Source organism: Caldicellulosiruptor naganoensis (assembly GCF_026914285.1).
GTDB classification, from domain to species: Bacteria; Bacillota; Thermoanaerobacteria; order Caldicellulosiruptorales; family Caldicellulosiruptoraceae; genus Caldicellulosiruptor; species Caldicellulosiruptor naganoensis.
Genome location: NZ_CP113864.1, coordinates 1,568,585 through 1,580,673 on the forward strand (window position 1 = coordinate 1,568,585; position 12,089 = coordinate 1,580,673).

Genomic DNA, 12,089 nt, shown 5'->3' on the forward strand with positions numbered 1-12,089 from the left:
TCCCTTTATTCTTCTAACTTCAAAACTGCCATAAATGCCTCTTGTGGAATCTCAACCTCTCCAATCTGTTTCAACCTCTTTTTACCCTCTTTCTGCTTTTCTAAAAGTTTCTTTTTCCTTGTCACATCACCACCATAGCATTTAGCAAGCACATCTTTTCTCAGCGCTTTGACAGTTTCTCTTGCAATTACTTTGCTACCAATACATGCCTGAATAGGTATTTCAAATAGGTGCCTTGGAATCTCTTCTTTGAGCTTTTCAACAATCTTTCTTGCTTTCTGATAAGCCTTGTCCCTGTGCACAATGAACGAAAGTGCGTCCACTACCTCACCTTTAATCATTATATCAAGCTTTACTAAATTGGACTCTGCATATCCTATGAACTCATAGTCAAATGACGCATAACCTTTTGAGCGTGATTTTAGCGCATCAAAAAAGTCATAGACAATCTCCATAAGCGGCATTTCGTAGGTGAGTATAACACGGGTTGTTTCTATATAGGACATATCTTTAAATATTCCTCTTCTTTCCTGACAAAGTTCCATTATTGCTCCAACATACTCGTTTGGCACCATGATGGTTGCCTTTACCATTGGTTCTTCTATCTTGTCTATCTCATTTGGTGGCGGAAGTTTTGTAGGATTGTCTATATACAAAACCTCTCCATTTGTTTTTGTCACTCTATAAACAACAGATGGTGCTGTTGTGATGATATTCAAATCATACTCCCTTTCAAGCCTTTCCTGAACAATTTCCATGTGCAAAAGGCCTAAAAATCCACACCTAAAACCAAAACCAAGTGCCGCAGAGCTCTCTGGCTCAAAAAAGAGCGCTGCGTCATTTAGCTGAAGCTTTTCAAGTGCCTCTTTGAGTTCCTCATATTTTGTATCACCAGTTGGGTAGATTCCACAGAACACCATCGGGTTTAGCTTTCTAAAACCAGGCAGTGGTTCATCAGCGGGATTATTTGCATCAGTGATAGTATCACCAACTCTTGTGTCTCTCACTGTTTTGATTGATGCTGCAATGTATCCAACATCACCTGCCCTTAGCTCTTCACAAGGAATTAACATCCCAGGCTTGAAATATCCAACTTCTGTAACTGTAAACTGAGCACCTGTTGACATCATCTTTATTGTCATGTTAGGCTTTACTACCCCATCAAACACTCTGACATATGCCAAAACACCTTTGTAGTTGTCATAAAGCGAGTCAAATATTAAGGCTTTGAGCGGTTTTGTCTCGTCACCTTTTGGAGGTGGAATGTCTCTTACAATTCTTTCCAGAACCTCTTCAATATTAATTCCCTGCTTTGCAGAAATCAAAGGTGCATCGGATGCATCAAGCCCAATGACATCCTCTATCTCCTTTTTGACTTCTTCAGGTCTTGCACTTGGAAGGTCGATTTTATTTATAACTGGTATTATTTCCAAGTTATGTTCAAGCGCAAGATAAACATTTGCAAGTGTTTGAGCTTCAATACCTTGAGTTGCATCCACAACCAAGATTGCGCCTTCGCAAGCAGCAAGGCTCCTTGAAACCTCATAGGTAAAGTCTACATGCCCCGGTGTATCAATTAGGTGAAATATATATTCTTTGCCATCTTTTGCCTTATAATTTAACCTCACTGCCTGTGCTTTTATTGTAATACCCCTTTCTCTTTCTATCTCCATTGTGTCAAGTACCTGGTCTTGCATCTCACGTTCACTCAAAGCTCCTGTGAGCTCAATTATTCTATCAGCAAGAGTTGATTTTCCATGGTCAATATGAGCAATTATGCAGAAATTTCTAATTCTGTCCTGTCTTCTCTCCACTTCAAGTAATCCCCCTACAAAATCAAATTATTGCAACTTCTGAAGTTGATTTTTCACATCCTCTAATAGTTTTTTTGCATATCGAATATAAGACTGTCTTACATCAGTCCTGTTTAGAATATCTTTTGCTTTTAGAAGCATGAAATCATAGTAATTGCCATTTGTTCTTGTCTTTCTGAAGATATATATAGGCTCTACCAAAATCTTTTTTGTAAGTTTGTCATCCCTTTTGGTAAGCTCAAGTCTCACAGTCAAGCCAAACCTATTGTATGGGAAAATAACTGTCTGGTCACAAAGGAAATTTCCCAAGGAATAAAACACTATACCATCTCTTTTACCAGAAGTTCCATCATCAACCTGTATCTTTTCGAAGGGCTGAATTGTATGTGTATGTGTTCCAATTACAATGTCAGCTCCGTATTTTATGAGCTCTCTTGCAAACTCCTTTTGCTCTGAAGTTGTGCTTATTGAATTTTCATATCCCCAATTTGCATATGCTATTATAATGTCACAGTTTCGACCTTTCAAGTACTCAAGCTCATTTTTAATAATGTCTTTGTCCAAAACATTTACATACTCTTTATATGATGAACCGTCTTCAAGATAGACTCTTGAAAGCTCTTTTGTAAATGCGGCAACACCAATTCTAATATTGTTTATATCAAACACCTTCGATGCTTGCTCACCCGAAGAAAGTTTTACCCCTACCGAACTAATTCCTACATCTTTCAGATTTTTGATTGTATCTTCTAAGCCTTGCTTTTTACCATCAAAAATATGCGAAGAAGAAAGTACTGCCACCTTAAAACCAGCAGATTTCAGCAAATTTAAAACTTCTTTTGGCGCATTGTATCTGCCATATGTTGAAACAGGCATACTCTCTGTTAAACTGCTATCAAACTTGAAAATACTCAAATCTGCATAGGTTATGTCTTTAACATTTTCCATAATATTCCCGAATGAATATGACTGTGTTTGTCTATCGTAATATGACTTTAAAAGATATCCATTGAAGAACACGTCGCCAACAAGCGAAATTGTTGCTTTATACTCCTTTGGTTTGTTTTGTAGCTGAATAGAAGGTTCTTTTTTTGGTTCAGGTTTTTTTACCGAAGGCACAAACGTTTCCTCACTTTTTGGAGTATTATAAACCTCTTGTGAAACTGGGATATAGTTTTTCACATACATATTCTCATAGTAAAATATTGCATTTATTCCAATTAGAAGTATTATAATGAACGATCCCAGCACATACAAAACCTTTTTCATAACTCAAGCCCTCTTTCTTTATAAACGCTTATTGTGCTAAGGCTTTCAATTTGAATAGGAAATTCAACAATGTCCTTGACAATCCTTTTACCATCTAAATATCTCAAAATTCCTTTTTTGCCTATGTCAAATTTAAGATAATACGCGCAAAGACACTGAATACTTGCGTTGTACTTTTTATTTAGCTCCCAATTGCCGTATTTGTTATCACCCAAGATACAAAGTCCGACATGAGCAAGCTGCGCTCTGATTTGATGGGTTTTCCCTGTTTCTATCTCAACATCAACAAGTAACAAATCGTCCTTGCCTCGTATTATCTTGTATTTGGTTATAATCTCTGAATACCCATCAGAGGGCGAATCTGAGATGTAAACCTTACTCTTTTTTGAGTCCTTTTTAAGATAGTGAACAAGCACACCACTTTTTGGTAAATCCGCCCTCTTTGTTATGCATAAGTATTTCTTTTTTATAGCCCTTCTACTCATATATTTTAACATCTCGTTTAAAACTTGTCTATTTTTTGCAATAATCATAAGCCCCGAGGTATTTCTGTCAAGTCTATGACAAAGCGATGGCAACTCATCACCAGAATAATTGTCTTTAATCCAGTTCACAACAGAGTATTCGTTGTTCGAATCAGGATGGGAAGGAATACCATATGGTTTGTCAATGACAATTATATTGTCATCTTCATATACTTTTGTTATCTCAACCTTCCTTTGCTCTAAAAACTTTTCCTCTATGTCAAAGCTAATTAAATCTCCAAACTGAAGAACCTGTCCCTTTTTGGCAGTCTCTAAGTTAACTTTTATGAGTCCTTTTCTCAGAAGCTTAAATATGACACTCATTGGAATTGTAGGATATTTCTTTTTTATGGCTTTTTCAACTTTCATACCCGCAAAGTCTTTTCCTACTGATATCTCTATTGTCATCTTCCCATACCTCGCTTTTTAACATGTTGAATAATATTATCATATAATAAAATTGACCATATTGAAATTGAAAAAAACATGAAAATTGGCATTGACGGTAGAGCAGCTAAATGGTATAGAGGCTCTGGCATTGGAACATACACTTATCAACTTTTAAATTATATCAAAAAACTTGACAAACAAAATGAATATCTTATCATATGGCCTGATAAGTCTGAAATAGAGTTTGTCTCAGCAGAAAATATTAACATAAATCTTCTGCCTCAACAACAGGATAAATTCTGGGAAGAAATAATGATAAAGGAGATAATAATTCAAAATGCCATTGACATCTATCATGTTCCTCAAAACGGTATAGGTCTTCCTCTTTCTAAAAAATGCAGTTACATTATAACCCTTCACGATATAATCCCATTTATGCTACCAGAAACAGTAGTTCCAGGATATTTAAAGATTTTTATTGAATAAATACCAAAAATATTAAAAATTGTTGACAGCGTGATAACCGTTTCTGAATTTTCTAAAAAAGATATATGCGAATTCTTTGACTACAACCCATCAAAAGTATTTGTAACACACTTAGCACCAGAGGATATTTATAGACCACTTGACAAACAAGAAGTTGAGACTATACTCAAACAAAAATTTGGTATTGTCTTTCCTTACATCTTATATGTAGGAGGTTTCTCTCCTCGCAAAAATCTTACAAGACTAATTAAAGCTTACAACATGATAAAACGAAAAATTGATAATATTCATCTTGTTATACCTGGGAAATTTAGTAGAAGTTTTGAGGAAGTAAAAAACTTGGTGATTGATCTTGGCCTATGTGAATGTGTTCATTTCATCTCATATGTTGATGTAGAACTTATGCCATATTTATACAATGGCGCCATTTTATTTGTATATCCATCCCTATATGAGGGATTTGGCCTTCCACCACTTGAAGCAATGGCCTGCAAAGTTCCTACAATTGCCAGCAACACAACTTCTTTGCCAGAGGTATTAAAAGATGCAGCAGTGTTTGTAAATCCTTATTCTGCAGAGGATATTGGTGAAAAGATTTTATTTATACTTCATAATGAGACATTTAGAAAAGAGCTTTCTGAAAAGGGGTATAAGTTGGCTAAGAACTACAGCTGGGAGAAGACCATAAGTTCTACTTTAGCCATCTATCAGCAAATTTTTGCCTTGAAATCTTAGAGAAGATAGAATATAATGTATTTATAGCAAAGAAAATAATAAAGGTCGGGGCGTAGCTCAGTTTGGTTAGAGCGCTAGCTTGGGGTGCTAGAGGTTCGCTGGTTCAAGTCCAGTCGCCCCGACCATTTTTATATTTTGCATATTTTCAAAGCTCTAATTTTAAGAGCATTTTGAATATGTCAAATATATTTTTTTTTTCAACTTCTTGATCAGCAATTAAATTATAAACAGCAATGGTTTTACCATCTTTTGTAAATTCTACTTTTCCTACTGCCTGTCTATGTTTTACAGGTGCTGATAATTCTTTTGGTAAAGTAAGTTTAGGAACAATAGAATTTTCTTCACCTTTTTTTTACAATAAGTTTTACATCCTTTTCTAAAACTGCATTTACCTCTTTTTTGAGCCCGTTTCTTACTTTTATCTTGCCAAAACCAAAACCTTTTGAATATGTGGCATACATTGCAAAGTTTGCGAATCCCCAGTCAAGAAGTTTTGTAGATTCATTAAAACGTGTCTTACTATCTGGTGCACCCATTATCACTGCAATAAGCTCAAGTGCATTTCGCTGAGCTGATGCTGAAATACAGAATTTTGCTTTGTCAGTTGAACCTGTCTTGACACCTGTACAGCCTCTATAAAACTTTACAAGCTTGTTTGTGTTTGTAAGACCAAACTTTCCACCTCTTAGAGTACCAACCCAGGTTGTGAGATACTTTCTAATAAGCTGGTGTTTTAAAAGTTCCCTTGACATAATAGCAACGTCATAAGCAGAGGTATAATGTTCTTCTGCGTCAAGTCCATAAGGGTTTACAAAGTTTGTATCAAACATTCCAAGTTATTTTGCCTTTTTGTTCATCATATAAACAAACTCTTGAACACTTCCTGCAATATGTTCAGCTAAAGCAACACATGCACCATTCGCAGAGGCAATTGCGATGGATTTTATTAATAGATCTTCCACTGTCATCTCTTCATTTTCTTTAAGGTATATTTGGGAGCCACCAAGGCTTGCAGCATTTTGGCTTGCTACTACCTTGTCTGAAAGTTTAATTCTGCCTTTTTCAATTGCTTCACATATCAAAATCAGTGTCATTATCTTTGTAATAGAAGCCGGGGGAAGTCTTTCATGTGGGTTTTTCTCAAAAAGTACCCTACCTGTGTCAAAGTCAACAAGTATTGCAAATTTCGCTGAAAGTTCAAGAGCATTTGAACTCTCATTTTGTGGTTGACAAAAGGCCTTAGTAAAAGGCAGTCCAAACAAGAATATGCACAAAAGCAATAAAGCCAAAGATCTTTTCACGCTCTTTCACTCCACTTCCTTTGATTTTCTTATAATTAAATTATCTGCACAAGCTCGGTTTGTTATTCACAATGCATATTCTCAAAAATCAAGAGACATACTATTTTTAAAAACTATTAAATTTTTGAAACTACATGAGGTGAAGTAAATGAAATATATAAAGGCTTTATTCGCATATGTTCTTTTAGTTGCTACCCTTTATACACTTACCCACTACGAACAGATAAAATTCAGATATGTAGTAAATCCTGTTGTCTTATTTTACTACGGTTCAACTGGAAGTGAGGTTATAGAAATTCAAAGAAGGCTCAAACAATGGGGATATTATGATTGACCAATTGATGGAATATACGGGTACAAAACTTATATGGCTGTGAGATACTTTCAGGCCAAAAACGGCCTAAAAGTTGATGGAATTGCAGGAAGTGAGACCTTAAGAGCACTTGGAATTGTAACAACAACCACACGTTCATCTTACAATTCTAATTTAAATCTTCTTGCACACTTGATCAGCGCAGAGGCGCGAGGTGAGCCATATGTTGGACAGGTTGCAGTTGGAGTTGTTGTACTGAATAGAGTAAGACATCCCAGTTTCCCAAACTCCATTGCAGGTGTCATATACCAGCCTGGAGCATTTGAGTCTGTTTCAAATGGACAGATTAATTTACCTCCAACAACCTCAGCTATAAACGCAGCACGTGATGCTCTAAATGGCTGGGATCTAACAGGTGGAGCTCTTTACTTTTTCAATCCAGCAAAGACAACAAACAAATGAATGTGGAGCAGACCGATTGTCGCTGTCATATGCAACCATGTATTTACAAAGTAAGGTGAAAATGTCAAAAATGGGCCTTCCGTTTAAGCTTTATCCCTCAGCACCAATCTCGGGCGATAAGTTAATGGTAATTTATAACAAGGGTATTCTATTAGACGGTCTCAATAAAGATATTTATCTTCGGTTTGGATTTGGAAAAGTTGACTTAGTAGAAATAGTTTATGAATGCAAGATGATCAAAAAGAACTCAGAATATATTATGGTAATTCCAACATTGATAAATGGATTTTAATACTTAGCATTTAAAGACAGCTTTGGAAATACCGATGACAACAACGGCAGTTTCTATAGGATCCTTATAAAATCAAAGGAATGAGAGAAAATTCTCTCATTCCTTTTTGCACTCTTTGCAAATACCATAGAATTTTACCATATGATTTATCACTTTAAACCCATTTTTCTTTTCAATCTGTTCTTCCAAAGCCTCCAAAAGGTCGTCTTCTGCCTCTTCTACTTTGCCACATTTTACGCAAATCAGATGGTGATGATTGTGTGACTCTTCACTATTTGAAAGTTCAAATCTTGAACACCCATCGTCAAGATCAATCTTATTGAGTACCTTCAAATCACTTAAAAGCATTATTGTCCTATAAACTGTTGCAAGTCCTATCTCTGGCATCTTCTGTTTGACTATTTTGTAAATCTCTTCTATACTCAGATGTTTATCTTGATTATCTAAGATAGAATCAAGAATTATTCTTCTTTGTGTAGTCAACTTATATCCTTTTTGTTTTAGCTGTTCTTTTATCTCTTCTAACTGATTTCTATTCATAGACGCTCCCCAACTCCATTTAGGCAAGTTGTTAACGTGTGTATTTTATGATATACATTTTATTCCTAAGTCAACTCATATGTCAATATTTAAGTAGCGCACTTTTGTTTACAACCTTTGCAATTACCACTGCATTTAAAAGAATCTAAAAGTGAGGAGTTACACCGTGGACATTTCTTGTTTGTAATGTCAGTTACATAACCACATACAGGACACTTTACCTTCATCTTAAAATCACACCTCTTCTCTTTGAAAAATATTTTAAGCAATCATAATATGTGCCAAAAGTCCCCCTACCAATATGGCTATCACAGCAGAAGAAATCCAAACAAAGAGTGAATACCTCAGCCCATTTTCCTTTGTCATCATAGCAAAAGAAGTGATACAAGGAACAAACAAAGTGGTGGTAACAAGTGCCACAAACATCTGGCTCTTTGTTGTGGGAATTGTCACAAGACCTGCTGCACCATAGTCTCGTCTTATAATGCTCAGAATAAACACCTCTGTTATTTGCTTTGGAAGTTTTAAAAAACCTGTCACAACAGGCTGGGCAAGGTTTTCGATAACTTTTAGCAGACTTGCTGCATCCAAAAATCCAAGCAAGAGTGTAGCAACTACAAAAACAGGAAAAGCTTCAACCAAAAATCCTTTAGATTTGTAATAGGTTTTCTTTAAAACGTTAGAAAGTTGCGGAATCCTTAAAGTAGGAAGATCTATAAACAGTGATGTTGATTCCCCCTTTATAATTCTGCTTAGTATCTTACCTACCACACCAAATATAAATCCAATAATTAAAACATAAGCAACAAGGTACCAAAAACCAAGCTTTGAAATCAACCCACTAATAATTCCAAGCTGAGCAGAGCAAGGAATTGTAAGTCCCAGCAAAAATATTGTAATAAGTCTTTCTCTCTTTGAACCAAGTATTCTTGTGGTCATTGTTGCCATTGTAACACAACCAAAGCCCAAAATTATAGGAATGATTGATCTACCGTTTAAACCTATCTTATTAAACACTCTATCAACAAGTGTTGCAATTCTCGGGAGATATCCACTATCTTCTAAAATGCTCATGAAAAAGTGAAAAGCAACAACAAGAGGTAAGAGTAGTCCGAAAAATATTATCGGAAACATAGATAATATTCCATAACTACCAACCAGCAACTTTTGTAAAAACATGTTTGGTATAATTCCTTTGATAACCTTTTCTATAAACCCAAAGTAATATTCACCCATCACCGTGTTCATAGTAAAGCCTACAAGCTTTTGGGCAACAAGTACACCCAAAAAATAATACATAATATAAAGAGTTGCAACCAAAATAGGAATTCCTGTTATGGGATTTATAAGAATTTGACTCAACTTGTTTTTAAACGCAAGTCGTTTAGAGTCAAATTTAACAGTTTGGCTATATATCACATCAACATAATTTCGCCTCAGAGCATAAATTTTTTCCTGAAGTTCTGAAACTGATGTTTCAAAAATATTTTCAGCTTCTGCAAGTTCTCCACAACATAGTTTCTTCCCTTCAGATTCTAAAAGCATATCTAAATTTGGAGTAGGATTGCCCTTTTTAAAAAGATTTTTGTCTATTGCTTCTTTTAATTCATTAATACCAATTCCTTTGCTGGCTGAAGTAGTGATTACTTCAACACCAAGGTGTTGTTTTAGTTTTTCGACATCAATCTCAATATCATTTTTTTTAACCTCGTCAACCATATTAAGTACAACAATAATTTCTTTTTGATAGTCAATAAGCTGCTGGGTTAAAAATAAATCTCTGTCTAAGTGTACACTATCGATAACATTTATAATTTTCTGAGTATTCAAGACTATATCACGCGTTACTATTTCTTCTTCACTGAACGAAGATATTCCATAAACCCCAGGAGTATCAACAATGATGTAATCTCTATAGTAACCATAGTTAACATCCACAGTTGTACCCGGATAATTAGAAATCTCTACGTATCTCCCAGTAAGTTTATTAAAAATAACAGACTTTCCGACATTAGGATTTCCAACAAGAGCTATTACTTCATTTCCTTCTGGAATATTCAGCAGCCGATTTACGCTATGACAGTTCAAGCATTTCAACTCCTTTCCGTTTTTTTACTTCTGAGCCTCTACCTCAATTTCTTTAGCAAAGCCTTGACCTATTGCTATTTCCTGATGGTTTTTACGCAAAATAACTGGTCCATTGTTTATTTTTGCAATGCACTTGACCCTGCTCCCTTCATTTATTCCAAATCTTAGAGCATATATCCTTGCATTTTTGCTTTTTATGCTCTTTATTACAACCTCTTGCCCTCTTGATACCATGTCCAGTGTCATATGTATTCACCTCACTTTTATAATCAAGACACTTGCAAAATATTCTTGAAAACAAACTACAATTGAGATTTTATTTTAATTGATAATTATTTTCAATTAAATGATACCAAACTTTCTTTAACAAGTCAAGCATAGCTCTTAAAATTTTAAATTTAAAGGCAAAGTTATAGTGGGGGTGGGAAAAGGAATGATTTTTTTAGATTTTTCAGTTATTTTAGGTTAAAATTCGTAAATTTTGACCTTTTTTGACCTTGACAAAGTTTATATTTATAATTATTTTTATAATTGGGTGAGTGTATAACCCTCCTTTACCTGAAAAAGGAGGTGAAATTAAAAAATGAGCAAGACAAGCAGTGAAGTACAATCTAGCATAGATGCTGTTAAACTGAAAGAACTATCAAAGTCTGCACCAGAGCTTTTTGGAGTAAAAACAGGAGTTGATGGCATAGACAAGCTTTTTTACAAAGTTGAATTTTCAAAAGAACTTGGAAAACCTGCCATAAAGCCACTTGGTGGAATTCCGGCGTATTCGGTTATAAACTTAAGTGGAGTTGCTGACACTGGTAAAAGTCTATTTGCTGAACAGTTTGCCGTGACTCAGGCTAATGAAGGAAATAGCGTTCTTTATATAACAGTTGAAACACCTGCGGAGTTTTTGTACTCTTCACTTCTTTCGCGTGCTGCTGCTATGAACATTGACAAGTCAAAAGTTGAAGAAAATGTGTACATGCTTGATATTACCAAAGACTTTAATATCCGTGGCAACATAAATAACTTTATCAAGACAATTGAAAATGCTGCAACAAGATTTGACATAAAAAATGTAGTAATTGACTCTGTCACTGGATTATTTGAATCAAAAGAGATTTATGCACGGGAAATTGTGAGAACTATTTATAACTTCCTAAAAGCAAAAAGGCTCACAACTTTGATGATTTCACAAAAGCGAAGTGGTCAAGAACACCTGTCCGCTGAGGCTGCAGGCGGATATGCAGTAAGTCACATAGTTGATGGGACAATAGTATTTTCAAAACAGGTTATTATGAACAGGTTTGACAGCAGTACGTTTAAAAGACCAATTGGCGATGTTATTCGACTTTTGAGAGTTGACGGCTGTAGAATGTGCGGCCATGATTCCAAAACATATGTATTTGAGATTGAGCAAAACGGGCTTATAAAGGTTCTGTACCCACTTGGATATATTGCAGGCCAGCAAAAAGAAGACAAAGAGTAAATAAAATATAGAAAAAAAGGGGGTGCAGGCCATGAAAAGGATTGATTTAGTTCAGCAAAACATTGACGAGGTTATAAAGCAAATTTTCTCAATTGCCATTGACATCTTAGGTGGACCAAGAAAGCTTGTTGAGTACAAAAGACTTACATGGCTTGCATCACTGATGGAAGCTATCTTTGTCATTTACCTTCACAATGAAGAAAACAAATCAGCAGATGAGATTGCTGAATTTTTGGGAATCAGCACTCAAACAGCCAAAGCAATTTTGCAGAGCAAACCTGAGTATGCAAAGAGCAAACTTGAAAGTGGCGATAGCGCTGAAAAAACTCATATTGCAGGTGGTATTGCAAAGCTTGCATACAAGACATGGAAGGAAAGCCAAAGTGGAAAATAAA

General features: G+C 35.3%; 10 protein-coding genes, 1 tRNA gene and 3 pseudogenes. 6 read left to right on the forward strand and 8 right to left on the reverse strand.

From position 1 onward, the window contains the following. Window positions 1–5: 5 nt before the first annotated feature. Genes lepA through OTJ99_RS07775 form a run of 3 tightly spaced genes read right to left on the reverse strand, consistent with a single transcriptional unit; the run spans window position 6 to window position 4,015 of the window. A complete protein-coding gene (gene lepA, locus OTJ99_RS07765) occupies window positions 6–1,814 on the reverse strand; it encodes a translation elongation factor 4 (protein ID WP_045164588.1) in 1,809 nt (602 codons plus the stop codon). Window positions 1,815–1,841: 27 nt separating this feature from the next. Continuing rightward, a complete protein-coding gene (locus tag OTJ99_RS07770) occupies window positions 1,842–3,083 on the reverse strand; it encodes a CapA family protein (RefSeq protein WP_045164587.1) in 1,242 nt (413 codons plus the stop codon). Next, complete coding sequence (locus OTJ99_RS07775; protein WP_045164586.1) at window positions 3,080–4,015, reverse strand: RluA family pseudouridine synthase; 936 nt, start codon at window positions 4,013–4,015, stop codon at window positions 3,080–3,082. The genes OTJ99_RS07770 and OTJ99_RS07775 overlap by 4 nt, the downstream gene beginning before the upstream one ends. 78 nt (window positions 4,016–4,093) lie before the next feature. Here OTJ99_RS07775 and OTJ99_RS13060 point away from each other — a divergent pair. Together OTJ99_RS13060 and OTJ99_RS07790 are read left to right on the forward strand one after the other, a co-directional pair. Beyond that, window positions 4,094–5,218: pseudogene (locus OTJ99_RS13060) on the forward strand (glycosyltransferase family 4 protein). Window positions 5,219–5,264: 46 nt separating this feature from the next. Continuing rightward, a tRNA-Pro gene (locus tag OTJ99_RS07790) sits at window positions 5,265–5,343 on the forward strand. Between the two features lie 20 nt (window positions 5,344–5,363). Here the strand turns inward: OTJ99_RS07790 and OTJ99_RS07795 are convergent. Then, entirely contained in the window at window positions 5,364–5,549 is a 186-nt protein-coding gene (locus OTJ99_RS07795) for a hypothetical protein (RefSeq protein ID WP_235374688.1), read from the reverse strand. Window positions 5,550–5,559: 10 nt separating this feature from the next. Beyond that, a pseudogene (locus tag OTJ99_RS07800) lies at window positions 5,560–6,519 on the reverse strand (D-alanyl-D-alanine carboxypeptidase family protein). A 148-nt stretch (window positions 6,520–6,667) separates the two neighbouring features. Between OTJ99_RS07800 and sleB the strand changes: the two are divergent. Together sleB and OTJ99_RS07810 are read left to right on the forward strand one after the other, a co-directional pair. After that, a pseudogene (sleB, locus tag OTJ99_RS07805) lies at window positions 6,668–7,294 on the forward strand (spore cortex-lytic enzyme). Between the two features lie 70 nt (window positions 7,295–7,364). Then, complete coding sequence (locus tag OTJ99_RS07810) at window positions 7,365–7,586, forward strand: hypothetical protein (RefSeq protein ID WP_235374556.1); 222 nt, start codon at window positions 7,365–7,367, stop codon at window positions 7,584–7,586. Window positions 7,587–7,682: 96 nt separating this feature from the next. Here OTJ99_RS07810 and OTJ99_RS07815 read toward each other — a convergent pair whose 3' ends face one another. The 3 genes from OTJ99_RS07815 to OTJ99_RS07825 form a co-directional block, all read right to left on the reverse strand. Beyond that, window positions 7,683–8,126 carry a Fur family transcriptional regulator gene (locus OTJ99_RS07815; RefSeq protein ID WP_045164585.1) on the reverse strand — a complete coding sequence of 148 codons (444 nt, stop codon included), beginning with the start codon at window positions 8,124–8,126 and terminating at the stop codon, window positions 7,683–7,685. 261 nt (window positions 8,127–8,387) lie between these two features. After that, complete coding sequence (gene feoB, locus OTJ99_RS07820) at window positions 8,388–10,214, reverse strand: ferrous iron transport protein B (protein ID WP_045164584.1); 1,827 nt, start codon at window positions 10,212–10,214, stop codon at window positions 8,388–8,390. 24 nt (window positions 10,215–10,238) lie between these two features. Beyond that, the gene (locus OTJ99_RS07825) at window positions 10,239–10,460 is read right to left on the reverse strand and encodes a FeoA family protein (protein ID WP_045164583.1); all 222 of its coding nucleotides are present in this window, start codon (window positions 10,458–10,460) and stop codon (window positions 10,239–10,241) included. Window positions 10,461–10,797: 337 nt separating this feature from the next. Between OTJ99_RS07825 and OTJ99_RS07830 the strand changes: the two genes are divergently transcribed. Together OTJ99_RS07830 and OTJ99_RS07835 are read left to right on the forward strand one after the other, a co-directional pair. Further along, window positions 10,798–11,694, forward strand: a complete 897-nt coding sequence (locus tag OTJ99_RS07830) for a KaiC domain-containing protein (protein ID WP_045164582.1) — start codon at window positions 10,798–10,800, stop codon at window positions 11,692–11,694. Window positions 11,695–11,725: 31 nt separating this feature from the next. Further along, complete coding sequence (locus tag OTJ99_RS07835) at window positions 11,726–12,088, forward strand: hypothetical protein (RefSeq protein ID WP_045164581.1); 363 nt, start codon at window positions 11,726–11,728, stop codon at window positions 12,086–12,088. Window position 12,089: the final 1 nt, after the last annotated feature.